Below are 25,096 nucleotides of genomic sequence, written 5' to 3'. Positions count from 1 at the left end.
AAGCGTTAATAAATCGGCGTGTTGTCTTTGTTCATGTTTTCCAAAATCGCTTTGACGCGGGCGAGGAAGCGGCCGCAAATGAGGCCGTCCAAGACGCGGTGGTCAAGCGACAAGCATAAGTTGACCATGTCGCGGATGGCGATCATGCCGTTTTTCACGACCGGACGTTTGACGATCGTTTCCACTTGCAAAATGGCCGCTTGCGGGTAGTTGATAATGCCCATCGACTGCACGGAGCCGAACGCGCCGGTGTTGTTGACGGTGAACGTACCGCCTTGCATGTCTTCCGGACGAAGTTTGCCGGCGCGCGTTTTCGCCGCCAGTTCGGCGATTTCGCGGGCGATGCCTTTGATCGTTTTTTCGTCGGCGTGCTTGATGACCGGAACGAACAAAGCGTCATCGGTCGCGACGGCGATCGAGATGTTGATGTCTTTGCGCTGAATGATTTTATCGCCGGCCCAAACAGAGTTCAGCTGCGGGAATTCTTTCAGCGCTTGGGCGACCGCTTTGACGAAGAAGGCGAAATACGTCAAATTGAAGCCTTCACGCCGCTTGAACTCGTCTTTGATGGCATCGCGGTAGGCGACAAGGTCGGTGACGTCGACTTCGACCATCGTCCACGCGTGCGGCGCTTCGTGTTTGCTGCGGAGCATGTTGGCGGCGATCGCTTTGCGCACCGGGGTGACCGGAATTTCGATGTCGCCCGCTCCCGCTTCGATCGTTGGCGGCGCTGGCTTCGGCGGCGCTGTCACTGGTGCGGTTTGTGCGGCCGCGGCAGACGGTTGAACGGTTGCGGCGGCCGGAGTCGGCTGTTCCGCTCGCGGCTCGGCTTTTGGCGCCGCTTGTTCCGCCGCCGGTGCCGCTCCCGCTTTCGGAATTTGGCCGGACTCAATCAGCTTCAGCAAATCTTTGCGCGTCACCCGCCCGCCAAGGCCGGTGCCTTCGACTTGTTCGAGATCAATGCCGTGTTCTTGCGCCAAGCGGAGCACGGCCGGCGAATAGCGGCCGTTGTTGGCCCGGCCGGCCTTTTTCGGCGCCGCTGGCTTCGCGTTGTCTTCCGCTTTCGGCGCTTCCTCCGCCGGCTTCGCTTCCGAGCTTGGTGCGGCGACTTCGCCTTCGACTTCGATCGTGCAAATCGGCGCGCCGACCGGAAGCGTTTCTCCTTCGTTGGCGATCAATTCGCGAATGACGCCGGCAAACGACGACGGAATTTCCGCGCTCACTTTATCGGTGATCACTTCGGCGACCGGATCGTATTTGTTCACTTTGTCGCCCGGGGAAACGAGCCATTTGCTGATCGTGCCTTCGGTGACGCTCTCCCCGAGCTGAGGCATCGTCAATTGTTCGATGGCCACATCGATACCCTCCTATCTCTGTTGCAATGTCTTTGCCGTGACGTCCCCAGCCGCCTACGGTTGGCTTCGGGCCATTTTAGCGGGATGCACCTTGGCCGACATCCCGCGCTTTCCCGCTGCCGAAGGGCCGGAGACGCCTTTTGTTCGTCTGTTAAAACGCCGCCAGTTCACGCATCGCTTTTTCTACTTTTTCCGGGTTGACCATAAAGAACTTTTCCATCGTCGGCGCGTACGGCATCGCCGGAACGTCCGGGCCAGCGAGGCGCATAATCGGCGCATCGAGGTCAAACAGGCAATGTTCCGCAATAATGGCGGCGACTTCGCTCATGACGCTTCCTTCTTTGTTGTCTTCGGTAATGAGCAGCACTTTTCCGGTTTTGCTCGCCGCTTCGATGATCGCTTCTTTATCGAGCGGATAGACGGTGCGCAAATCGAGCAAATGGACGGAAATGCCGTCTTGGGCGACGCGTTCGGCCGTCTGCAAGGCGAAATGGACGCACAGCCCGTACGTGATGACGGTGATGTCCTCGCCTTCGCGCTTGACGTCCGCCTTGCCGATCGGCAGCACATAATCATCCTCCGGCACTTCCCCTTTAATGAGGCGGTAGGCGCGTTTATGCTCGAAAAAGAGTACCGGATCTTCGTCGCGAATGGCCGCTTTGAGCAGCCCTTTCACATCGTACGGCGTCGACGGCATGACGATTTTCAGCCCCGGCTGATTGGCAAAAATCGCTTCCACCGACTGCGAGTGGTACAGGGCGCCATGCACCCCGCCGCCGTACGGGGCGCGGATGACAATCGGGCAGTTCCAGTCGTTGTTCGAGCGGTAGCGGATGCGCGCCGCTTCAGAAATAATTTGGTTGACCGCCGGCATGATAAAATCGGCAAACTGAATTTCGGCAATCGGACGCAGGCCGTACATCGCCGCACCGATGCCAACGCCGACGATCGCCGATTCGGCGAGCGGCGTGTCGATAACGCGCTCTTCGCCGAACTGCTCGTACAATCCTTGCGTCGCTTTGAACACCCCGCCTTTCCGGCCGACGTCTTCCCCTAATACAAACACGCGCGGGTCGCGTTCCATTTCTTCACGAATCGCCATCGTCACGGCATCAATATACGAAATCACAGGCATCGTCCATTCCCCCTTACTCCTCGGCATACACGTAGCGAAGCGCATGTTCCGGCTCGGCGTACGGCGCTTTTTCTGCGTAGTCGGTCGCTTCGTTTACTTGTTTCATCACGCGCGCTTGAATGTCTTCTTCCAACGCATCCGTTAAGATACCCGTTTCTTTTAAATAGTTGGCAAACGAGACGATCGGGTCTTTGGCGCGCGCTTCGGCAAGCTCTTCTTCCGTCCGGTAGACGCGGTGGTCGTCGTCCGATGAGTGCGACGTCAGGCGGTATGTCACCGCTTCGACGAGCGTCGGCCCTTCGCCGCGGCGGGCGCGGTCGGCCGCTTCCTTGACGACGCGGTACACTTCGAGCGGATCGGTGCCGTCAACCGTATAGCCCGGCATGCCGTAGCCAACGGCACGGTCCGATACGTTTTCGCACGCCAATTGTTTGGAAATGGGCACGGAAATGGCGTACTTGTTGTTTTCGCACATAAAGATGACCGGGAGTTTATGAACGCCGGCAAAGTTCGCCCCTTCATGGAAATCGCCTTGGTTCGACGATCCTTCGCCGAACGTGACGAAGGCGACAAAATCTTTCTTTTCCATTTTCGCCGCCAAGGCAAAGCCGACGGCGTGCGGCACTTGCGTTGTGACAGGCGAGGAGCCGGTGACGATCCGGTTTTTCTTTTGCCCGAAATGGCCTGGCATTTGCCGGCCGCCGGAGTTCGGGTCTTCCGCTTTGGCAAACGCGGCCAGCATCAATTCCGTCGGCGTCATGCCGAACGTCAACACGACGCCCATATCGCGATAGTACGGCAGGACGTAATCTTTCGTCCGGTCAAGAGCGAACGCCGCGCCGACTTGCGCCGCTTCCTGCCCTTGGCACGAGATGACGAACGGAATTTTCCCGGCGCGGTTTAACAGCCACATCCGCTCATCGAGTTTGCGGGCGAGAAGCATCGTTTCGTACATTTGCAACACAGTGTCATCGCTTAATCCGAGCGCTTGATGACGATTTTGCGCCATCGGAACAACCTCCTTTAATGAAAAATGCATTGCAGCTTGTCATGTAAGCTGCTTGTTGCCAATCTTTCACTCTCACGCGGTGAGATTAAAAGTGAATCGCCCGGCCATCGACGGCCAGCGCCGCTTCCGCCAAGGCTTCTGAAAGCGTCGGGTGCGGATGGATCGCATGGGCCACTTCCCACGGGGCGGCGTCGAGCACGCGGGCGAGCCCGGCTTCGGAAATCAAATCGGTCACGTGCGGTCCGACCATATGGACGCCAAGCAAGTCGTCGGTGTTCCGGTCGGCGACGAATTTGACAAACCCTTCCGCTTCGCCGAACACCAGCGCCTTGCCGATCGCTTTAAACGGAAACTTGCCGACTTTGACGTCATAGCCTTTCGCTTTCGCTTCTTGCTCGGTTAAGCCGACCGCCGCCGCTTCCGGACGGGTGTAAATGCAGCGCGGCACCATCGTATAGTCAATCGGCGCCGGGATGTGCCCGGCTAAATGTTCAATGGCGACGATCCCTTCATGGGCGGCGACATGGGCGAGCTGCAAGCCGCCGATGACATCGCCGATCGCGTAAATGTGCGATTCTTTCGTTTGGCCGAACACGTTCGTTTGAATATACCCCTTCTCCACGACAATGTCGGTGTTTTCCAGGCCGATTCCTTCAATGTTTGCCTGACGCCCAACGGAAACAAGCATCTTGTCAGCCGCAAACGTTTTTCGCTCGCCGCTATGTTCCGCCTGGATGGTCACTCCGTTTCCTTTTTCCAATGTTTCCGGCAGCACTTTTGCCCCGGTGATGATCGTAACGCCGCGGCGGCGGAGCAGTTTTTCCATTTCTTTTGACACATCTTCATCTTCCGTCGGCAAAATGCGGTCCGCATATTCTAACACCGTGACGTCAACACCAAAATCATTCAGCATCGACGCCCATTCCATGCCGATCACCCCGCCGCCGACGATCAAGATGGACGACGGGAGTGTCTCCATTTGCAGCGCTTCGTCTGATGTCATCACGAATTCCCCGTCCGGCTCGAGCCCCGGCAATGTGCGCGGCCGCGAACCGGTGGCGATGACGACAAATTTTGGGACGAGCATTTCGTTTTCGCTGCCGTCGTTCATTTCCACCGACACCGTCCCAGCGAGCGGCGAGAAAATGGATGGGCCGAGCAGGCGGCCGGTGCCGGCGTATACATCGATTTTCCCTTTTTTCATCAGATGCTGCACACCTTTGTGGAGCTGCTCAACAATCGCCGCCTTGCGCGCCTGCACTTTGGCGAAATCGAGGCGCACGTCGCCGGCAATGACGCCAAACGCCTCACTTTGTTTCGTTTGCGCGTACACTTCGGCGCTCCGGAGCAGCGCTTTCGATGGAATGCAGCCGGCGTGCAGGCACGTGCCGCCGAGCTTCCCTTTTTCGACGACCGCCGTTTTCAAGCCGAGCTGCGACGCGCGAATGGCTGCCACATAGCCGCCTGTGCCGCCGCCAAGAATGACGACATCGTATTCCTTTGCCATCTTGCCTTCCCCTTTCTGTCCGTTGCCGCATCAACGCCGGACTGAAACCGGCGCAGCCGCTTCACCTAGATATGTTTTTTCCTCTTCCTCGCCGCGCAAGACGCGAAGCGCGCCTTCCGCCAACGCCTGCAGTTCATTTTCGCCCGGGTGGACGATGACATCGGCAATCCATTGGACGCGGCGGGTGATTTGTTCGACGAACGATTTGCCGTACGCCAGGCCGCCGGTTAAAATGATGGCGTCGACTTTGCCGGAAAGCACGGCGCTTGCCGCGCCGATTTCTTTCGCCACTTGGTATGCCATCGCCTCATACACGAGTTTCGCCTGTTCGTTCCCGGCTTCAATCATTTTTTCCACTTTTACCGCATCGTTCGTGCCAAGATGCCCGACAAGACCGCCGCGGCCGACAAGCATGTTCATGATCTCATCACGGTAGTATTCACCTGAAAAACATAAAGCGACCAAATCGCCGGCCGGCACCGTTCCGGCGCGCTCCGGGCTGAACGGGCCTTCGCCGTCAAGGCCGTTATTGACATCGACGACCCGCCCCCGCTTGTGGGCGCCGACGGTAATGCCGCCGCCCATATGGGCGACGATGAAATTCAACTCGTCATACCGCTTGCCAAGCTGCCGAGCGACGCGGCGCGCGACCGCTTTTTGGTTCAACGCATGGAAAATGCTGCGCCGCTCGATCAGCGGAAACCCGCTAATCCGAGCGATCGGCTCAAGCTCATCGACGACGACCGGGTCGACAATAAACGCCGGGATATTTAACGCTGAAGCGATTTCATGCGCCAAAATGCCGCCGAGGTTGGAGGCGTGCTGGCCGGAGTAGCCGCGGCGCAAATCGTCAAGCATCGCCTCATTGACCCGGTACGTTCCGCCTTCGATCGGGCGGAGAAGCCCCCCGCGGCCGCAGACGGCGCTTAGCTTCGATAAGTTGATTCCTTCCTCATCTAAAGCGGCTAAAATCGTCTGTTTGCGAAATTCATATTGGTCGATAATCGTCGCGTATTGCCGCAGCACATCCGCATCATGGCGGATCGTTTTTTCCAACAGTGGCCGTTCATTTTCAAACACGCCAATTTTCGTCGAGGTCGAACCTGGATTGATCGTTAAAATACGGAACTTCTGCTCTTGCATCGTTGTCGTCCCTCCGTATGCCGCCAGCGGGGCGGAGGACCGCCCCTGGCCGCCGTTAACGGCCGCGGCGGCGGCTTAAAATATGATGACCGTTTTGCAAAAATTGGCTGCGCGCCTTGCGCATCGTTTCGATCCGCTCTTCCGCCATCCGATCGGCCGCAACGTACGTCGGAATGTTGTCGCGCTTGGCGATCGCAAACACTTTTTCAATGTTATCGTAAATTTGCTCGACTTTTTTCATCGCCCGTTCACGGTTGTAGCCGTACAATTCATCAGCGACATTGATGACGCCGCCAGCGTTGATTACGTAATCCGGGGCATACACGATGCCCATTTCGTGAATGATATCGCCATGCCGCGCCTCGCGCAGCTGGTTGTTCGCCGAGCCGGCGATCACTTTCGCTTTCAGCTGCGGGATCGTCTGGTCATTGATGATGCCGCCGAGCGCGCACGGGGCAAAAATGTCGCACTCAACGCCGTAAATGTCGTTCGGGTCGACCGCTTTCGCGCCAAATTCCTCGACCGCGCGGGCCACCGCTTCTTTGTTAATGTCGGTGACTACAAGCTTAGCTCCTTCTTCATGCAAATGGCGGCATAAATGGTAAGCGACATTGCCGACGCCTTGGACGGCGATGACTTTTCCTTCGAGCGAGTCGCTGCCGAACGCTTCTTTCGCCGCCGCCTTCATCCCGCGGTAGACACCGTAGGCTGTCATCGGCGACGGGTTGCCGGACGAGCCGAACTCCGGGGAAATGCCGGTCACATAGTCGGTCTCTTGGTAAATGATATCCATATCAGCAACCGTCGTCCCGACGTCCTCGGCCGTGATATAGCGGCCGTTCAATCCTTGGATGAAGCGGCCGAAGGCGCGGAACATCGCCTCGTTTTTATCTTTGCGCGGGTCGCCGATGATGACCGTTTTGCCTCCGCCTAAGTTGAGGCCAGCCGCCGCGTTTTTATACGTCATGCCGCGGGCGAGGCGCAACGCGTCTTCGAGCGCTTCTTCTTCCGAATTGTACATCCACATGCGCGTGCCGCCCAACGCCGGGCCGAGCGTTGTATCATGAATGGCGATGATCGCCTTTAAGCCCGATTCTTTGTCTTGACAAAACAACACTTGTTCGTAATCATACGTTTCCATATATTTAAACAGTTCCATCTTCGATGGCCTCCTTCTTTTCATTTCGCTGCCGAACAGATCGCAAGGGCGAGCGAATACAATTTGCTTTCCGCCGAGTCGGCGCGCGATGTTAAAACGATGGGCGCCTTCGCTCCGGCAATGACCGCGCCAACGCGAGCGTTCGCAAAATAGACGAGCGATTTGTACAACATATTGCCGGATTCAATGTCGGGAACGAGCAAAATATCAGCGCAACCGGCGACTTCACTCTCAATCCGCTTATGCTTCGCCGCCGTCATGGACACGGCGTTGTCCAAGGCAAGCGGCCCATCAAGCAGGCAGCCGCTGATTTGGCCCCGCTTTTGCATTATGGCGAGCGCGGCGGCATCAAGTGTTGCCGGCATGGCCGGATTGACTGTTTCCACTGCCGCCAAGGCCGCCACTTTCGGCTGCTCAATGCCGATCGACCGCGCCACGCTGACGGCGTTATTCACAATTTGCACTTTTTGTTCCAAATCGGGCGCGATGTTCATCGCCGCATCCGTCACGATGATGGGCCGATCCGCCCCCGGCACGTCAAAGACGGCGACATGGGAAAGAACTCTCCCGGCGCGCAGCCCGTACTCTTTATTGAGCACCGCCTTTAAGAGCGTCGCGGTCGACACATGCCCTTTCATCAGCGCGTCAGCCTCGTTCAAGTGAACGGCGCGCACGGCGAGCTCCGCTGCCTGCCCGACCGAGTTCGCATGAACGATCTCAACATCGGAAAAGCGCGTGCAGCCCTTTTCTTTCAGCAATCGGCCGACCCGCTCGCGATCCCCGTACAGCACGAACCGTCCGAGGCGATGTTTGAGTGCCATCGCCACTGCCTCGATGACTTCTTCGTCTTCCGCCGCCGCCACTGCCACCGTCCGGCCCTGGCATTGGCTTGCCTCTTCGATTAGCGATTTTAGCTTCATCGTCTGCACCAACCTTTTCTGCAAATCGTGCGGCACTTTTTATACGCAAAAACTGTGCCAACCATAAAATGATGAAAGCGCTTTAAAACAGCCGTTGGATACGGGCAAGATTGTGCAATCTTTTTCGCTATATGAAAATTACTGCATGCTTTTTTTGTCAAGCCCGTATTTCTCCAATTTATAGTACAAGTTGCGCACTGAAATGCCGAGCGCCCGGGCAGTCGCTGTTTTATTGCCATGATAACGGCGGAGCGCCCGCTCTAACAAACGCGCCTCATACTCCCCGACCATCTCATCAAGCGGGCGGAGCGGCTCCTCCGCTTCAATGCGGAGTGCCGGTGCCGGCGATGGGGTGGCGAGCGGCGGCAAATGCGTAACGTCGATCATCACCTCATGAAATTTCATGAAAATCATCGCCCGTCCGAGCACGTTTTCAAGTTCGCGGACGTTCCCCGGCCAATCATAAGCGAAAAGCCGCGCCATTGCTTCGTTTGTCACCCCTTCGACGTTGCGCCCGTAATCTTGGTTCAGCTTTTGGATCAAATGCCGGCAAAGGGCCGGAATGTCTTCTTTGCGGGCGCGCAGCGGCGGGATGTAAATGGGCATCCGGTTGAGCCGGTAATATAAGTCTTCACGAAACGTGCCGTCGGCAATCGCTTTTTCCAGATTGACATTCGTTGCAGCAATGACGCGGACGTTAATCGGGATCGGTTTCGTTCCGCCGACGCGGACGATCTCCCTCTCTTGCAGGACGCGAAGCAGCTTCGCTTGCGTGCTCGCTGACAGTTCGCCAATTTCGTCAAGGAAAATGCTTCCGTTGTTCGCCTCTTCAAACAACCCGCGCTTGCCACCGCGCCGTGCGCCGGAAAACGCCCCTTCTTCATAACCGAATAGCTCGCTTTCTAATAATGTTTCCGGAATGGCCGCACAGTTGACGCGGATAAACTTGTTATACTTCCGGTCGCTGGCGTTATGAATGGCGTGGGCAAACAGTTCTTTTCCCGTTCCTGATTCGCCGCGCAGCAAAATCGTCGCCGGCGTTTTCGCCGCTAGTTTCGCTTGCTCAATCGCAACTTTCATCTCTTCCGATTCACCGATAATATCGGCAAACGAATATTTCGCCTCGAGCGTGCGAATAATTTGCCGCGCCCGGTTGAGCTCCGCCGTCAGCCGTTGGATTTCCGACACGTCGTGAATGACGCCGACGCTCCCTTTTAATACACCGTCCACAATGATCGGAGCGACATTGACGATGACATCGCGGTTTTTCGGGCCGACTTTCATGCGCGCGCCGCGCACCGGGCGGCGCGTTTTCAACACTTGCATATGCATGCTTTCCCCCTCGGCGATGTCGGCGGTCGCCGGCTTGCCGATCACCTCCTCTTTCGTCAGACCGGTGAGACGGGTATACGCCGGGTTGATCAAAATGCCGTTCCCGTTTTCATCCACGACCGAGATCGCTTCTTCTGATGAGTAGATAATTGCTTCAAGCATCATGCGCACTTCTTTTAAGTCCGTAATTTCTTCCGCCAAATCGACAAGTTCGGTGATATCTTTAAATACCGCAAGCGCTCCGAACAACTGGCCGCTCTCGTCGATGATCGGGATGCGGGTGGTAATCAACTTTTTCCCATTCGCCAACTCCACTTCTTGGTGAAACTCTGTCTGCCTCGTTTTCAGCACGCGCGGCAAGCCGCTCGATGGCAAGACGGCTAAAATATGCTCGCCGATGACTTTGTCCTTGTCCACCTCGAGCAGCTCTGCGGCGCTTTCATTCATATCGGTAATGTAAGCATATTCATCAACGACAATCATGCCATCGTGGGACGAGTGAAAAATGAGCGCGCGCCGAGCCGCCTCGCTTTTCAGTTCCGCGATCAACGCTTCTTTCTCTTCTACAAGCTCAGCCATCATTCTCGCGACCGCACTCGGGACGATGTTTGCCCCTTTAGGCGCCAGCTGGCGGATCTCTTTAAGGACGTCCGCCTTGCCGGTCGTTTCGATAATCAAATCAAGCGGTTTGTCCATCCATGGGCGCCAGTCGTTGGCAGCAGCGATGCCCCATTTTCGCGCCAGCTGCAGACCTGGGGCGTCGTCATCGACATCAATGACTGCCATGACGGCAAACCCCGACGCCTCGTGAAGCAGTTTGAGCAGCAACGTCCCCCGCGCATCGGCGCCGATTATGATCACTTTTTTCATTATGGTTCACCACGCTTTGTTTCATGCCAAATTTTGCAGGCATTTTTATCATACTCGTTTTTTCCTTCCTTGACAAATGGCCGATAACCGCTATGATAGTCGATGAAGTCACTTCTTTTTGGAAAGGAACGCGATCGCGATGGGACGAATGATTGCGCTGTTCATTTTAGTCGTTCCCGGCTTGGCGGCAGCGCTCGGCATTAAATGGATGCGCGATGCGCTATTTGGCGTGATGGATCCGCCGTTTGCCGCCTTATGGCTGCAATTTCTCGGCGGGCTCGCACTGTTTGTTGCCGGTCTGGCGTTTATCGGCGGATTTTTGTTGCACCGCGACCGGAAACGAAACAAAGTGCAGGCGCGCTTTCAACGCAAACGAAAAACGCCTTAACGGTCAATTCGTTAAGGCGTTTTTTCTTTCCATTCCTTTGCCCGGCGAGGATGGTCGGTAAAAATGGCATCAACCCCGTAGGCAAACATTGTTTTCATCGCTTCCGGCTTATTGATCGTAAACGGCCGAACAGCCAGCCCGCGACGTTGCGCATTCGCAACAAATGTAGCCGTCACTGTCCGATAGTACGGATGCAACCCGTCTGCTTTCATCACCTTGACATACGTCCACGGGTCGTGGAGCGGCTCCATATAGAGAAGCGCCGTTTCGATCTCCGGGGCAACCGTTCGGCAGAAACGCATGCTGTTATGGTTGAACGACGAAAAAATTGTCCGTTTCTCAAGCCCATAGCGGCGAACAAGGGCGATCGTTTTTTGTTCGAGCATTTCATAGGGAATGCGGTTATTTTTCAACTCAATGTTAATGAAAAGCTTTGTCGGTTCGAGCCAAGCGAGCACTTCTTCCAAATGAGGAATTGGGCAATGTCCGTATCGGCCTCCCCATTTCGCCGCTGCGTTCAACTTGCGCAAATCGCGGTACGTCATGTCATGCACCCAGCCACTTCCGTCGGTCGTCCGATCGACTGTCTCGTCATGAATAACGACGATTTCACCGTCTTTGGTGAGCTGTACATCCAATTCAATGCCGTCAGCCCCTACTCTTTCCGCTTCGCGAAACGCCACCATCGTGTTTTCCGGGTGAGTTCCGGCCGCGCCACGATGGGCAAAAATCAGTGTCATTCGTCTTCTCCCTTTCGTGTATAATGACCGTTCGGCCAACAGGACTAGCCGACGCCGACGATCATTCGTTATACTAAAACTAATGTATGATGAAATGAGGTGAACATGATGCAACCGCTGAAAATTTCATTGGAAACGGCGCAAAAACTAGCTAAAGCGCTCGGAATCCCGATTGAACGGGTGATGCATATGCCCCCGCACATTTTGATGCAAAAACTGCTCGAACTCGAGAAAAAGGAAAAAGAACATGACCCATCCTAACCATTTGGCATCCCAATGTGAAAAACTCGAGTGCCATCACCGTTGTGTTTAAACTTTTCCACTCTTTTCCGATGAGCAGCGTGATGGAACAGTTATGCTCTTTACTGTAGATGAGCAAATTAGCTAACATAAATTTACAACCAAACAAAAAAGGAGACATGAACCCGACTCCTTGAGTAAAGTAGATGTGCTCAAAACCCATTCACCCAAGGACATGGAGATTATTGTAATGAAAAATGCTCATCTACAGCTCTTTACATATTTGGGGAATATAAACCATGGGGTGATGATAGATGAAAAAACATCTTCTCATGGTTTATTTTTTGATATTGTCGTTTGTTTCAATCTTGTTCTATGCCTATCCGACGCACTCCTATGCAGGCGAACAGTGTCCCAATGCTTCGGAACTCGCGCCCGTTTCTTCGGCAGACAAACCGGAACTTCTTCACGCATTAAAAACGATAATCCCTTCGCTTTATCCGGGGAAAGAGTACAGTGAATGGGAAGTGGAAAAAGCGCTGATGCTCGCTGAATCAAAAACCCCTTATGTTCAAATGGCCGAATCGTTATGCGGCAAACCAATCGCCCAACATTCATGGGTCGTCAAACTCCGTTTCCCTAAATTGCTGCCTAGTGCAAGTTTGTCGGAAGGAGTCATCTTTGTAGCCAAACATCAAGAAAAGGGCTGGATCGCTTGGTATAAATACAAATAAGAGAAGGCAAAACGAAACGCCTTTGGCACACTAGGCGAATCGCCGGCCTTGAACCGCATTGTGCATCATCAACAGGAAAAGGTGTCCCATCCATGGGACACCTGACGTCATGCCATGATTTTCTCTCATCGTTACGACGCCTTATGTTCCAATCTTAGCTTGTCGGCTACCATCGCGATAAATTCGGAATTCGTCGGCTTCGCTTTCGAGACGCTGACCGTGTAGCCGAACAGCGAGGAAATCGATTCAAGGTTGCCTCGGCTCCAGGCGACTTCAATCGCATGACGGATGGCCCGCTCGACGCGGCTGGCGGTCGTGTTGTATTTTTTAGCGATATCAGGATACAGCACTTTTGTGATCGAACCGAGCAATTCGATGTCGTGATATACCATGGCGATCGCCTCGCGCAAATACAAATACCCTTTAATATGCGCCGGGACGCCGATTTCATGAATAATGCTCGTGATGCTTGCATCCAAGTTTTTCGGCTTATTGTCGCGCGTCTGGTACGCCGGAGCGACTTTTCTGGCGATCGGCGCAGTTTTTCCGTAAATTTGCCGAATATGATGGACTAAATTTTCCATGTCAAACGGTTTTAAAATGAAATAGGAGGCGCCGAGTTCGACCGCCTTTTTCGTCACATCTTCCTGACCGAACGCCGTCAGCATAATGACGTTCGGCTGGTGCTCAAAGCCGGTGCGGACTTTCTCAAGCACGGCCAACCCGTCCAAATGCGGCATAATGATATCCAAAAGCAAAATGTCCGGCTCCTTCTCTTCAAGCATGTGCAAGCAGTCTTGCCCGTTATATGCCGTGCCGATCACTTCCATGTCCGGCTGGCTCGAAATATATTCATCAAGCAATGTCACCAATTCGCGGTTATCATCGGCAATGCACACTTTAATGCTCAAAATGATCGTCCTCCCCCACTTTTTCTTGCTATGTAGCATTCCGTTAACGTACATTCGACAGCAGTGGCAAAAAATCCTTTTATTTTTCACAAGTTAGCGAAAAATAAAAATTATAACAAAAATCGTGTTCGTTAGACAATATTCGCTTTCAAAAAATGTGTGTTTGTCGAAAAATCTTTACATGTTCCATTTTAACGGATGTTTCACCAAATATCTATGCCAAACCGGCAAAAATTTTGCCGCCTTTTTTGAAAAAAATTTGCCGGCAGCCAAAAAGCGAGCTGACCGAATCAGCTCGCTTTCTTTTGTTTGCCATATAAGTCGATTCCTGCTTCTTGCAGCATCCACTCGATATGGACGCCATAGCCGGACGTCGGATCGTTGACGAAAACATGCGTCACCGCGCCAACAAGCTTTCCGTCTTGAACGATTGGGCTGCCGCTCATCCCTTGGACAATGCCGCCCGTTTTCTTCAGCAGGCGCGGGTCGGTAACGCGAATGACGAGCCCTTTTGTCGCTGGGAACTTTTGCGGAATGGTGCTGACAATTTCCACATCAAATTGCTCGACTTTGTCGTTTTCCACCACCGTCAGCATTTTCGCCGGCCCCTCTTTCACCTGGCTCGCCAAAGCGACCGGAATCGGCTTCGTAATCGGGCCGTCTAGGAGCGGTTTTGTCAGCTTGCCGAAAATGCCAAACGGGCTGTTATTTGTAATGGTGCCGATCACTTCCTCGCCGTCGGAAAAGCGGGCCAGTTTTTCGCCCGGATTGCCGCTCGTCCCCTTTTCAATCGACGTGACGGTCGAACGCATAATTTGCCCGTTTTGGACGACAATCGGCTTTTTTGTATCCATATCAGAAATGACGTGGCCGAGCGCACCGTATTTTTTCGACTTCGGGTCATAAAAAGTCATCGTCCCGATGCCAGCGGCGGAATCGCGGATGTATAAGCCAATGCGGTACACATCGTCATGCTTGTCTTTCAGCGGAATGAGCTTCGTCGTCATGGAGCGCTGGTCGCGCAAAATTTGCAGATGAAGCGGTTTTCCTGTTTTGCCAGCTTCCTCAATGAAAGGGGAAAGATCGCTCATATTTTCAATTTTTTGGCCGTTAATGCCGATAATGATATCGCCGACTTGGATGCCGGCCGCTTCCCCCGGCGATTTTTTGCCATTGTCTGTTTCCACGAGATGGTAACCAACGACGAGAACGCCCACCGTGTTGAGCTTCACGCCGATCGATTGACCGCCGGGAATGACTTTCAGCGTCGGCAATACTTTGACATCCACTTGCTTAATCGGCATTCCCGCAACCTGCAGCACCATTGTTTTATGTCCATGCTCTTTCGCCTTCACAGACAGTGAACCGTTTTTTCGCTCAACTTGGAGCATTTCGGGAGCGTTTCGGTCATTAGCGGCCGCTTGCACCGGAAGGGAGGCGGCTTCAAACTTGACCGCGTCGCCCTCAAACAATACAAGCTGCTTTGGAATTTGCCAATATTCCTTCATCGGCTTAGAAACACCGATCGCCATCAATATGCCAAGGAGAAGCACTCCTGCGATTTTTCGCGCCGTTTCTTTATTCAATGTCGTTCACTCTCCTCGCTCCCGCCTACACCATGCAAAAACGGTTACAGTTTTAATTTTGCCTGAACAGGGGAAAATATAATCGCGGCACTTATAAAAAAAGCTGCCCGGAATGGATAGCCTTGCATCCGGGCAGCACAGGAAACGCCTGCCGTCGGATCAGACGGCCTGGCGGGGGAAACGCCCATCGTCAGGTGGAGCGGCATCGCGTTGAACGAACTGTTATTGTTTCATTTTGGCCGCCAGTTCCAACAGCTCTTTGGCGTGCTGTTTTGTCAGCTCCGTCATTTCGACGCCGGAAATCATCCGTCCGATTTCTTTCACCTTCTCTTCCTCATCCAACTTTTTCACCACTGTCTTCGTCCGCGTTCCGTCCGTTTCTTTGGCGATCAATAAATGGGTGTCCGCCATAGCGGCCACTTGCGGCAGATGAGAAATGCAAAGCACTTGTGAACCGCTGGCAATGCGGTAAATTTTTTCGGCGATCGCTTGGGCGACGCGGCCGCTGACGCCCGTATCCACCTCGTCGAAAATAATCGACGTCACCCCTTGGTGTTTGGAAAAAATCGTTTTCAACGCCAGCATGATCCGTGACAATTCACCGCCCGAAGCCACTTTCGCGAGCGGCTTCAACGGCTCACCGACGTTCGTCGAAATGTAAAACTCGACGACGTCGATGCCATCTTCGTGAAACTTGACTGGCACGCCGTCGACTAACGGGGCATCGAGCGGTCCTTCACGCTTCGCAAAAATGATGTCGAACTGCGTTTTCTCCATGTACAAATCTTTCAACTCTTGGTGAATGCGCTCGATCAGCTCCCGAGCGTACGTCTGCCGGACGTTGGTTACGCGTTTCGCCTCAATCAGCAAATCGCCCGTCACCGCCGCAAGCTGCCGCTCAAGTTCATGCACATGCGTCTCGCGGTTTTCAATCGTCTCGATTTCCTCAGCAATCGCCTCAGCATATTGCAAAATATCAGCGATCGTTGCACCGTATTTCCGTTTTAACTGCTGAATTTCGGCGAGGCGGCTTTCGATGGCGTCAAGCCGCGCCGGGTCGTATTCAAGTTCCTCGAGCTGGTCGCGCAGCTTGTACATCACTTCTTCAAGCAAGTAGTAGCTGTTGGCGACTGTTTCGTGCGCTTCCTTCAGCGCAGCATCCATCGCAGCGACATCATCGAGGTGGCTCATCGCCTCTCGAATCGAGTCAAGGCCGCGCCCTTCGCCGGCAAGCGCCCCATAGCTTTTCTGGATGGCTTCATATATCTTTTGAAAATTGACAATGCGTACTTTTTCTTCCATCAGCCGCTCGTCTTCTCCCGGCTCGAGTGCCGCCTGTTCGATTTCGCGCAACTGAAATGTCAATAGATCGAGCCGATGCGCCATTTGCTGCTCATTTTCACTCAGCTTTTTCAACTTTTTCGCCAGCGCTTCATGCTGTTCATACACAGCGCGGTAGCGTGCGAGCGCTTCAGCCGCCTCCGCGCCGCCGAATTCATCAAGAAGCGGCAAGTGGCGGGACGGATCCATCAGCTCTTGATGTTCATGCTGGCCGTGAATATCGACAAGCGTCGCTCCAATTTCGCGCAGTACGGCGGTCGTCACCAGCTTGCCGTTAATGCGGCAGACGCTTTTGCCGTTAGCCAAAATGTCGCGGCGCAAAACGACCATCCCTTCGCTCGCATCGATGCCGACCTCGGCGCATTTTTGGCAACATGGATGACGCTCATCGTCAAGCAAAAACAGCCCTTCGATTTCCGCCTTTTCCGCGCCGAAACGGACAAATTCGGCGGAACCGCGCCCGCCGATCAACAGATGAATCGCGTCGATGATGATCGATTTGCCCGCCCCTGTTTCGCCGGTTAACACTGTCAGCCCTTTGTCAAAGGACAACGATAACGATTCAATAATCGCGAAATTTTTAATCGACAGCTCGGCGAGCATTCCATCACCCCTTGAACGTTCGAATGGCGCATGCCTTGTCCATCGCAATCTTTATTATAGCACATACGTTCGAATTGACAACTAAGGACCGTTCCCGTTTTCCCTCTCCCTAGCACGGGCGGAACGTCGGGCCGGTCCTCGGTTAGAGCATGGACAGCAGCTGGTTGGACACTTTTTTTGCGTCTTTCGGCGTTCGGCAAATAATCAGGCACGTATCATCGCCGCAAATCGTGCCGACGATTTCGTTCCAATCCAAATTGTCGAGCAAAACACCGATGGCGTGGGCGTTGCCCGGCAACGTCCGCAGCACGAGCAAGTTGCCGGTTCCGTCCAACTTAATGAACACGTCGACAAGCGCCCGCTTCAGCTTCTGCAGCGGATTGAAGCGCTGGTCGGACGGAAGGCTGTATTTGTAGCGGCCGTTGGCCATCGGCACTTTGACGAGCTGCATCTCTTTAATGTCGCGTGAGACGGTCGCTTGGGTAACGTTAAAGCCGGCTTCTTTCAGCCGGTCGACGAGCTCGTCTTGCGTTTCGATGTCGTTGTTCATAATGATTTCGCGAATTTTAATATGCCTTTGTCCTTTGTTCAAATCGGGCCACCTCCTCGCTTTCAAAGATGCCGGTTTTCTGGCCGTTCCGGCCTGTGGGGTTCCGTCCGTTTCCGCGGAAGATATTATTCAGCATCTGGTTCCCGTTCCCCATTCCGCAAGCGATCGTGCGCCTCGTTCACGATGCGCGCGATCGGCGCTGAAAGACGGTTTTCGCCTTCCCGATCTCCCCCGGGATAGACGGCATGAAGCAAAAACTCAATGTTGCCGTCGCCGCCGGTGATCGGCGAATAAGATAAATGGAGGACATCGAACCCTTCGGCGCAGGCGAATTGAATGATCGACTCAAGCACTTCCCGGTGGACGTCCGGATCGCGGACGATCCCTTTTTTGCCGACGTTTTCCTTGCCGGCTTCAAACTGTGGCTTGACAAGGGCAATCACATCGCCGCCCGGCACGATCACCGTCTTGACGACAGGCAAAATGAGCCGAAGCGAAATGAACGACACGTCAATGACCGCCACTTCCGGCAGCCCCTTCGCGAACAAATCCGGCGTCACGTAACGGAAGTTTGTCCGCTCCATCACCACAACACGCTCGTCTTGGCGCAGCTTCCAAGCGAGCTGGTTGTAGCCGACGTCAACGGCGTACGACAGCCTCGCCCCGTGCTGCAGCGCGCAGTCCGTAAATCCGCCAGTCGACGCGCCGATATCAAGCACAATTTTATCTTTGACGCTAATGTGAAACTCGCGCAGCGCTTTTTCCAGTTTCAAACCGCCGCGGCTGACATATGGAAGCGGGTTGCCTTTCACTTGAAGCGGGATATCAGCCGGCACTTTTTCCCCGGGCTTCTCGAGCCGGACATCGTTGGAATAGACGAGTCCGGCCATGATTGCCCGCTTCGCCTTCTCCCGCGTTTCCGCCAACCCGCGTTCGACAAGCAGCACATCGAGCCGTTCTTTCTTTCCTTTCATCTGTCTCAAGCCCTTTTCTGTTTTCTTGGCATGATCGTTTTAATGCGGTCAGCGACATGGGCGGCCGTCAGCCCGATTTCGCGCAGCAGCTCGCTGACGCTTCCGTGCTCGATAAAGCGGTCCGGAATGCCCATCCGTTCAATGACCGCCTGGTGGTAGCCATGGTCATGGGCAAATTCAAGCACGGCGCTGCCGAAACCGCCTTGCAATACCGCCTCTTCGATTGTTAAGATCGGAAGACGGCTCGCGAGCAGTTCGTGAAGCATCGCTTCATCCATCGGCTTCAGAAAACGGGCGTTGACGACTTTCACCGACACGCCGTCTCTCGCCAGCTGTTCAGCCGCCTCAAGCGCCATCGAAATCGTCGTCCCAAACGTCAAAATCACTGCATCGCTGCCGTCGCGCAGCACTTCCCATGTGCCGATCGAAATTTCTTTTAGCTCCTCGTCAAGCGGAACGCCAAGCCCGTTGCCGCGCGGGAAACGCATGGCGATCGGCCCGCCGTCATAGCGGATGGCCGTGTATACCATATGCTGGCCTTCGTTTTCGTCCTTCGGCATCATCAAAACAAGGTTCGGCACATGACGCAAAAAGGCGATGTCAAACACCCCTTGATGCGTTTCGCCGTCAGCACCGACAAGTCCGGCGCGGTCGATGGCGAAAAAGACGTTTAAGTTTTGCCGGCATACGTCATGGACGACTTGGTCATAGGCGCGCTGCAAAAACGTCGAGTAAATGGCCAAAAACGGTTTCATTCCTTGCGTTGCCAGCCCGGCCGCGAGCGTCGTCGCATGCTGTTCGGCGATGCCGACATCAAACATCCGATCCGGAAATTCGCTTGCAAACCCTTCCAGCTTCGAGCCGACGGGCATCGCCGGTGTAATGGCGACAATGCGCGGGTCGGTGCGGGCGAGCCGGCGAACGGTTTCACTGACTAACGCGCTCCATGACGGTCCTGCTTCTTTCGTTTTGACAAAGGTTCCGGTTTCGATTTTGTATGGCCCTGTGCCGTGCCACGTGCCGACTTTGTCGTTCTCCGCCGGGCTGTAGCCTTTTCCTTTTTTCGTAATCACGTGCACAAGAACCGGGCCTTTCATCTTCTTCGCGTAGCGCAAGTTTTCGAATAAATCATCAAAATCATGGCCGTCAACCGGGCCTAAATACGTAAACCCGAGCTCTTCAAAAAACACCCCGGAAACGAGCAAATACTTTAAGCTGTCCTTCAGCCGCTCAGCCGTTGCCGCCAGCTTGCCGCCGACCGCCGGAATGCGTTTGAGCAGCAGCTCGAGCTCGTCTTTCACCCATTGGTATTTGCCGGCGGTGCGCAGACGGCCGAGAATGTTGTGCAACGCCCCCACGTTCGGAGCGATCGACATTTCATTATCGTTTAAGATCACGATCATATCCGTTTTTTCATGGCCGATATGGTTGAGCGCCTCAAGCGCCATCCCGCCAGTTAACGCCCCATCGCCGATGATCGGCACAATGTACTCGTCCGTCCCTTTCAAATCGCGGGCGATCGCCATCCCCATCGCTGCCGACAGCGATGTCGAGCTATGGCCCGTTTCCCAGACGTCATGCTCGCTTTCGCTCCGCTTCGGAAACCCGGACAGCCCTTTATATTGGCGAAGCGTATCAAACTCGGCGGCGCGCCCGGTCAAAATTTTATGCACGTACGACTGATGTCCGACGTCCCAAATGAGCTTGTCTTTCGGGCTATCAAACTCCCGATGGAGGGCGATCGTCAGTTCGACGACCCCTAAATTCGGGCCGATATGTCCGCCCGTTTTCGACAGCTTCTCAATTAAAAATCGCCGAATGTCGGCGCTTAACTGTTTCAACTGGGGAATCGACATCGTTTTTACCACGCGCGGATGTTCAATTTTCGTTAAGTCCAACGAAGATCACTCGCTTTCATTTGGTCGTTCTCCGAGCCGGTTCTCCTATCGTACAGGTAAGTATTATTATACATGATTCATCGCGAAAAATCGACTTTTCCCGCAAAGGAGAGCGTGTGCGCCCGTTTTGTTGAGGATCACAAAGATAAGAGGAAAGGCAAGTACACGAGAAAAGGACGATGGTCTTTGCTCGTTGAACGGAAAACAAAAAAACCGCCCCAGTTCCGAATCGAAACAACTACGGAACGAAGGCGGCCGCCTTCCGGTTAATGGTCGCGGGCAGCGACAAGTTCGCAAATATAGGCGAGCACAGCGTCGTCAACGCCGGCTTGCTGCAAATGGCGCTTCGCCGCATCGATATGGAACGACAGTTTTTCTTTTGCGCCGGCAAGCGACAACAGCGCCGGGTAAGTAGCCTTGTGATGTTCGCGGTCGCTGCCGACCCGCTTGCCGATTTTTTCTTCCGTCCCTTCCACATCGAGAATATCATCACGAATTTGAAAGGCGAGTCCTAAATGGGCGGCAAATTCGTCGAGCTCGCGCCTTTGCCGGGCGTCGGCGCCGCCAAGCAGCGCGCCGGCACGCACGCTATATTGCAGCATTTTCCCGGTTTTGTGACGGTGGATGTATTCCAGTTCGGGGAGCGCCAATGGTTTTCCTTCCCCTTCCATATCGGCCACTTGTCCGGCTACCATGCCTTCTGGGCCGGCCGCTTTCGCCAGCTCTGCAATCAACTGCAGCCGAACGACAAGGGGCACGCGTTCATCATCGATCTCGGCGATCAATTGAAACGCGTACGTCAACAGCCCATCCCCGGCTAAAATGGCGATCGCCTCGCCGAACACTTTATGGTTTGTCGGCTTGCCGCGCCGTAAATCATCATTGTCCATGCTCGGCAAATCATCATGGATAAGCGAATACGTATGGATCATTTCAATAGCGCAAGCCACCGGCAGGCCAAGCGCCGGAGGTTGGCCGAGCGACTGAATCGTTGCCAGCAACAGCAGCGGGCGGATGCGCTTGCCGCCGGCTTCAAGCGAATAGGCCATCGCTTTTTTCAGCGTCTCCGGGCCGTCAAGCTGCGCCACGTAGTGGGACAACGCCGCCTCGACAGCCCGTTTTTGCTCGTTTAAAAACCGTTCCATCTCAAGCTGCTCCACCTGTCATGCCTCCTCTGGCGAAAAAGGGACAAGTTCGCCGTCTTCGCGCAACATATACTCGAGCTGTTTTTCCACATGCTGCAGTTTATCATGGCAAAGCTTCGACAGTTTCATCCCTTCTTGGAAAAAGGCGATTGCCTCTTCAAGCGGTACGTTTCCTTCTTCCAGCTTTTCAACGATCGCTTCCAACTGTTTCATTGCCTCTTCAAACGTCATTTCTTTTTCTTCACTCATGTCGGTTTTTCCTCCACTCCCGTCACTTGACAATCGACTTGTCCGTCTTGAACCCGGATGGACAGGCGCTCGCCAACCTGGAGCTGGCCGACTTGTTTCACAAGCTCTTGCCGCTCATTGTACACCAAGCTGTAGCCGCGCTCCATGATACGGAGCGGACTGAGCGCCTCAAGCCGCGCGATATGGGAACGAAAGCGGAACGCATGGCGCTCTAAGGCGGTGCGCATCGCTTTTTCAAGCGCGCCGGCAGCCGCTTTTTGCCGCTCTTTCATCCGCTCGAGCTTCGTCTCCGGGTGATGGCGCCATAGTCTCAGATGCAGCTCGCGCAGCCGCTGGCGCTTTTGATCCACCAGCCGTTCGCGCTGGCGGGCGAGCCGCTCAAGCAGCGCGTCGAGCTGCTGTTCTTTTTGTTCATACAGCCGCTTCGGATAGCGGAATGCGTACGACGCCTGCAGCCGGGCGAGCCGCTCTTGGCTGGCGGCAAGCCGCTCCTTCATGGCGCGGATGAGCCGCCATTTCCGCTCGGCAAGCCGCTCAGCCAGCTCCCCGATGTGGGGCACCGCCAGCTCGGCCGCCGCGGTCGGCGTCGGCGCCCGCAAATCCGCGACAAAATCGGCGATCGTAAAATCGGTCTCATGGCCGACGGCGGAAATGACCGGCACGCGGGAGGCAAAAATCGCACGGGCAACAATTTCCTCGTTAAACGCCCACAATTCTTCAATCGAACCGCCGCCGCGGCCGACAATGAGCACATCAACTTCCGTAAAAGCGTTCGCCCGCTCAATGGCGCGCACGATCGACGGCGCTGCCCCTTCCCCTTGCACGAGCGCCGGGAATAAAATGACTTTGGCGAGCGGGTAGCGGCGGCGAATCGTCGTCATAATATCGCGCACCGCCGCCCCGGTCGGCGACGTGACGACGCCGACGCAGCGCGGAAACGCCGGCAGCGGCTTTTTGTAAGCCGGCGAAAACAGCCCTTCCGCTTCAAGCCGCTGCTTCAGCTGTTCGTACGCCAAATATAGGCGGCCGACGCCTTCCGGCTGCATTTCTTTCACATACAGTTGATAGTTGCCGTTCGGTTCATAGACGGAAATTTCCCCGCGTACGAGCACATTCATCCCGTCTTCGGGGCGGAACGGCAAATGCTGGTTGTAGCCGGCGAACATGACAGCTTGAATGCGCGCCTGGCTGTCTTTTAACGTAAAATACATATGGCCGCGCGAATGCTGCTTGAAGTTTGAAATCTCGCCCTTTATCCATAAATCGCGCAAATGTGGGTCGACGTCAAATTTGCGCTTAATGTATTTGGTCAGCGCCCCGACGGTCACATATTTTACTTCCACGAAAACCTCCCTCACTTCGCGACGAGCTGCCGAGCCGCTTCCATCGTATTGTGCAGCAGCATCGTAATCGTCATCGGCCCGACCCCTCCCGGCACCGGCGTGATGTAGCCGACCGCTTCTTTTACGGCCTCAAAATCGACATCGCCGCACAATTTGCCGCTCTCAAGCCGGTTGACGCCGACATCAATGACGGCCGCTCCCGGCTTGACGTGCTCCGGACCGATGAGGCGCGCCTTGCCGACGGCGACGATTAAAATGTCGGCTTGCCGGGTGATGGCGGCCAAATCGGGCGTTTTCGAGTGGGCGTAGGTGACGGTCGCATGCTCACGCAAAAACAGCTGACCGACCGGCTTGCCGACGATGTTGCTGCGGCCGACGACAACAACGTGCTTTCCGGCGATGTCGATGCCAGCGGACTTAACCATCACCAGCACGCCGTGCGGGGTGCACGGGAGGAACGCCGGCTGGCCGATCATCATTTTTCCGACGTTGATCGGGTGAAACCCGTCGACATCTTTTTCTGGGGCGATCGTTTCAATCACCGACCATTCGCGAATATGATTAGGCAGCGGCAGCTGCACTAAAATGCCGTGCACTGTCGGATCGGCGTTCAGCTCGCGGATTTTAGCGAGCAGCTCTTCCTCGCTGACCGTAGCCGGAAACGTGTAAAGGAGGGAACGAATGCCGACTTCGGCGCACGCTTTTTGTTTTCCTTTCACATATGAGTGCGACGCAGGGTCGTCGCCGACAAGGATGACGGCCAGCCCCGGCTCGATGCCGTTTGCCTTTAACGTTGCTGCTTCATTCGCTAATTCAGCGCGGATCGTTTTTGCCAATTCCGTTCCGCTAATGATTTGTGCTGTCATTGTGTCTTGCTCCCCTCTCCTCGTTCATCGGTCGATACGAATTCGCCCGGGCCTAGGTGAACGTAAGCTTCGTTTCACTGCTTGCCGGCGTTATTTTTGCAACGCCGCTTTCACTTTTGAAAGCACACCGTTGACAAAGCTCCCGGATTTCCAATCGCCGAATTTTTTCGCCAGCTCAACCGCCTCATCGATACTGACGCTCACTGGCACCTCATCGATATATTTCATTTCATACGTCGCCATGCGCAAAATGACCCGGTCAACATTAGCGACCCGTTCGAGCGTCCATTTTTCCAAATTTGCGCGCAACAGCTCGTCAATTTCCTCTTGGTGCTCGACGACGCCGAATACGAGCTGGCGCAAAAACGGGTCCACTTCGCCGCTACCTGCCACATTGCCGAGCGCCTCATCAGGAGGAATGTGACCTACATCGATTTGGAATAGCACCTGCAACGCCTTTTCTCGCGCTTCATGCCGCTTCATTACCTTCCCCCTTCCTAAACACGAACATTTATACTGAAATCATATCATATTTTTCGGAAAAAGCCAGCCCTTTCCCACAAATCATTAGCGATGCCGGTTCGCTGCCGCTAGCCATGCCAACGGCCTCGTTCATTACAATAACAAACTTTGGCGAAAAAAACAAAAGGCGGCTGCTTCGAAAGCAGCTGCCTTTTGTTGCGTTACCGTTGCTCCACCGCATCTTGCTCCGGTTTTCCGGTCTCAAACTGGATGCCGACGATGTGGACGTTCACTTCGCTCGTTTCCAAGCCGGTCATGTTCCAAAGCGCTTGGCGCACGTTTTCTTGCACTTTTTTCGCCACGTTCGGAATCGACGCGCCGAATTGGACGAGACAGTAAAGATCAATCGCGACACCGTCGTCGCGCAAGTCGACTTTGACGCCTTTGCCATGATGCTTTTTGCCGAACCGTTCCGCGACACCGGCGGCGAAATTGCCGCGCATTTGCGCGATGCCGTCGACTTCGCTCGCCGCGATGCCGGCGATCACTTCAATCACCTCCGGCGCGATTTCGACTTTGCCAAGGCCCGCATACTCTTGGCCGGGGTCAAACACATGCTCAGACATAGGGCACCTC

24 protein-coding genes are annotated in these 25,096 nt (G+C 54.8%); 3 read left to right on the top strand and 21 right to left on the bottom strand.

Annotated features, from left to right (window positions below; translation table 11 throughout):
• Nucleotides 1-5: 5 nt before the first annotated feature.
• The 8 genes from B9L21_RS04095 to B9L21_RS04060 all read right to left on the bottom strand — a co-directional run bounded on the left by B9L21_RS04095 (nucleotide 6) and on the right by B9L21_RS04060 (nucleotide 10,430).
• Complete coding sequence (locus B9L21_RS04095) at nucleotides 6-1,355, bottom strand: dihydrolipoamide acetyltransferase family protein (RefSeq protein ID WP_063165337.1); 1,350 nt, start codon at nucleotides 1,353-1,355, stop codon at nucleotides 6-8.
• A gap of 151 nt (nucleotides 1,356-1,506) precedes the next feature.
• The gene (locus B9L21_RS04090; protein WP_063165336.1) at nucleotides 1,507-2,490 is read right to left on the bottom strand and encodes an alpha-ketoacid dehydrogenase subunit beta; all 984 of its coding nucleotides are present in this window, start codon (nucleotides 2,488-2,490) and stop codon (nucleotides 1,507-1,509) included.
• Between the two features lie 13 nt (nucleotides 2,491-2,503).
• Nucleotides 2,504-3,499, bottom strand: a complete 996-nt coding sequence (locus tag B9L21_RS04085; RefSeq protein ID WP_063165335.1) for a thiamine pyrophosphate-dependent dehydrogenase E1 component subunit alpha — start codon at nucleotides 3,497-3,499, stop codon at nucleotides 2,504-2,506.
• A gap of 85 nt (nucleotides 3,500-3,584) precedes the next feature.
• Nucleotides 3,585-5,006 carry a dihydrolipoyl dehydrogenase gene (lpdA, locus tag B9L21_RS04080; RefSeq protein WP_063165334.1) on the bottom strand — a complete coding sequence of 474 codons (1,422 nt, stop codon included), beginning with the start codon at nucleotides 5,004-5,006 and terminating at the stop codon, nucleotides 3,585-3,587.
• A 30-nt stretch (nucleotides 5,007-5,036) separates the two neighbouring features.
• Nucleotides 5,037-6,149, bottom strand: coding sequence for a butyrate kinase (buk, locus tag B9L21_RS04075; protein WP_063165333.1), 1,113 nt, complete (start codon nucleotides 6,147-6,149; stop codon nucleotides 5,037-5,039).
• A 55-nt stretch (nucleotides 6,150-6,204) separates the two neighbouring features.
• The gene (locus tag B9L21_RS04070) at nucleotides 6,205-7,308 is read right to left on the bottom strand and encodes a leucine dehydrogenase (protein WP_063165332.1); all 1,104 of its coding nucleotides are present in this window, start codon (nucleotides 7,306-7,308) and stop codon (nucleotides 6,205-6,207) included.
• A 20-nt stretch (nucleotides 7,309-7,328) separates the two neighbouring features.
• Nucleotides 7,329-8,228, bottom strand: coding sequence for a phosphate butyryltransferase (yqiS, locus tag B9L21_RS04065; protein ID WP_063165331.1), 900 nt, complete (start codon nucleotides 8,226-8,228; stop codon nucleotides 7,329-7,331).
• 138 nt (nucleotides 8,229-8,366) lie between these two features.
• Nucleotides 8,367-10,430 (bottom strand): sigma 54-interacting transcriptional regulator, encoded by a 2,064-nt coding sequence (locus B9L21_RS04060; protein WP_063165330.1) that lies wholly within the window; start codon nucleotides 10,428-10,430, stop codon nucleotides 8,367-8,369.
• Nucleotides 10,431-10,569: 139 nt separating this feature from the next.
• Between B9L21_RS04060 and B9L21_RS04055 the strand changes: the two genes are divergently transcribed.
• A complete protein-coding gene (locus B9L21_RS04055) occupies nucleotides 10,570-10,818 on the top strand; it encodes a DUF2627 domain-containing protein (protein ID WP_063165329.1) in 249 nt (82 codons plus the stop codon).
• A gap of 11 nt (nucleotides 10,819-10,829) precedes the next feature.
• Here the strand turns inward: B9L21_RS04055 and B9L21_RS04050 are convergent, their stop codons facing one another.
• Nucleotides 10,830-11,558 (bottom strand): glycerophosphodiester phosphodiesterase, encoded by a 729-nt coding sequence (locus tag B9L21_RS04050; RefSeq protein ID WP_063165328.1) that lies wholly within the window; start codon nucleotides 11,556-11,558, stop codon nucleotides 10,830-10,832.
• Nucleotides 11,559-11,666: 108 nt separating this feature from the next.
• Here B9L21_RS04050 and B9L21_RS04045 point away from each other — a divergent pair, with 108 nt between their 5' ends.
• Nucleotides 11,667-11,819: a YycC family protein gene (locus B9L21_RS04045; protein ID WP_081432649.1), complete on the top strand. Its 153-nt coding sequence runs from the start codon at nucleotides 11,667-11,669 to the stop codon at nucleotides 11,817-11,819.
• A gap of 293 nt (nucleotides 11,820-12,112) precedes the next feature.
• A complete protein-coding gene (locus B9L21_RS04040) occupies nucleotides 12,113-12,532 on the top strand; it encodes a hypothetical protein (RefSeq protein ID WP_063165327.1) in 420 nt (139 codons plus the stop codon).
• Nucleotides 12,533-12,663: 131 nt separating this feature from the next.
• Here B9L21_RS04040 and spo0A read toward each other — a convergent pair whose 3' ends face one another.
• The 12 genes from spo0A to B9L21_RS03975 form a co-directional block, all read right to left on the bottom strand.
• Nucleotides 12,664-13,482 carry a sporulation transcription factor Spo0A gene (gene spo0A, locus B9L21_RS04035; protein ID WP_063167306.1) on the bottom strand — a complete coding sequence of 273 codons (819 nt, stop codon included), beginning with the start codon at nucleotides 13,480-13,482 and terminating at the stop codon, nucleotides 12,664-12,666.
• Between the two features lie 251 nt (nucleotides 13,483-13,733).
• Entirely contained in the window at nucleotides 13,734-15,029 is a 1,296-nt protein-coding gene (spoIVB, locus tag B9L21_RS04025; protein ID WP_063165326.1) for a SpoIVB peptidase, read from the bottom strand.
• A 222-nt stretch (nucleotides 15,030-15,251) separates the two neighbouring features.
• On the bottom strand, nucleotides 15,252-16,973 hold the full coding sequence (recN, locus tag B9L21_RS04020) for a DNA repair protein RecN (protein WP_063165325.1): 1,722 nt from the start codon (nucleotides 16,971-16,973) through the stop codon (nucleotides 15,252-15,254).
• A gap of 142 nt (nucleotides 16,974-17,115) precedes the next feature.
• Nucleotides 17,116-17,565, bottom strand: coding sequence for a transcriptional regulator AhrC/ArgR (ahrC, locus tag B9L21_RS04015; RefSeq protein WP_020960521.1), 450 nt, complete (start codon nucleotides 17,563-17,565; stop codon nucleotides 17,116-17,118).
• 83 nt (nucleotides 17,566-17,648) lie between these two features.
• The gene (locus B9L21_RS04010) at nucleotides 17,649-18,497 is read right to left on the bottom strand and encodes a TlyA family RNA methyltransferase (RefSeq protein WP_063165324.1); all 849 of its coding nucleotides are present in this window, start codon (nucleotides 18,495-18,497) and stop codon (nucleotides 17,649-17,651) included.
• A gap of 5 nt (nucleotides 18,498-18,502) precedes the next feature.
• Nucleotides 18,503-20,395: a 1-deoxy-D-xylulose-5-phosphate synthase gene (gene dxs / locus B9L21_RS04005; RefSeq protein WP_063165323.1), complete on the bottom strand. Its 1,893-nt coding sequence runs from the start codon at nucleotides 20,393-20,395 to the stop codon at nucleotides 18,503-18,505.
• 266 nt (nucleotides 20,396-20,661) lie between these two features.
• Nucleotides 20,662-21,555, bottom strand: coding sequence for a polyprenyl synthetase family protein (locus B9L21_RS04000; RefSeq protein ID WP_063165322.1), 894 nt, complete (start codon nucleotides 21,553-21,555; stop codon nucleotides 20,662-20,664).
• Between the two features lie 3 nt (nucleotides 21,556-21,558).
• A complete protein-coding gene (locus tag B9L21_RS03995) occupies nucleotides 21,559-21,789 on the bottom strand; it encodes an exodeoxyribonuclease VII small subunit (protein ID WP_063165321.1) in 231 nt (76 codons plus the stop codon).
• On the bottom strand, nucleotides 21,786-23,132 hold the full coding sequence (xseA, locus tag B9L21_RS03990; protein WP_063165320.1) for an exodeoxyribonuclease VII large subunit: 1,347 nt from the start codon (nucleotides 23,130-23,132) through the stop codon (nucleotides 21,786-21,788). Before xseA ends, B9L21_RS03995 begins: the two co-directional genes overlap by 4 nt.
• A gap of 11 nt (nucleotides 23,133-23,143) precedes the next feature.
• A complete protein-coding gene (gene folD / locus B9L21_RS03985) occupies nucleotides 23,144-23,998 on the bottom strand; it encodes a bifunctional methylenetetrahydrofolate dehydrogenase/methenyltetrahydrofolate cyclohydrolase FolD (RefSeq protein ID WP_063165319.1) in 855 nt (284 codons plus the stop codon).
• 90 nt (nucleotides 23,999-24,088) lie between these two features.
• Nucleotides 24,089-24,481, bottom strand: a complete 393-nt coding sequence (gene nusB, locus B9L21_RS03980) for a transcription antitermination factor NusB (RefSeq protein ID WP_063165318.1) — start codon at nucleotides 24,479-24,481, stop codon at nucleotides 24,089-24,091.
• Nucleotides 24,482-24,681: 200 nt separating this feature from the next.
• The gene (locus B9L21_RS03975) at nucleotides 24,682-25,086 is read right to left on the bottom strand and encodes an Asp23/Gls24 family envelope stress response protein (RefSeq protein WP_063165316.1); all 405 of its coding nucleotides are present in this window, start codon (nucleotides 25,084-25,086) and stop codon (nucleotides 24,682-24,684) included.
• Between the last annotated feature and the right edge of the window lie 10 nt (nucleotides 25,087-25,096).

The sequence above is a fragment of the Geobacillus uzenensis genome (assembly GCF_002217665.1).
GTDB lineage: Bacteria > Bacillota > Bacilli > Bacillales > Anoxybacillaceae > Geobacillus > Geobacillus subterraneus.
The sequence above is the reverse complement of the archived record's forward strand: the minus strand, read 5'-3'. Positions and strand labels throughout refer to the sequence as shown.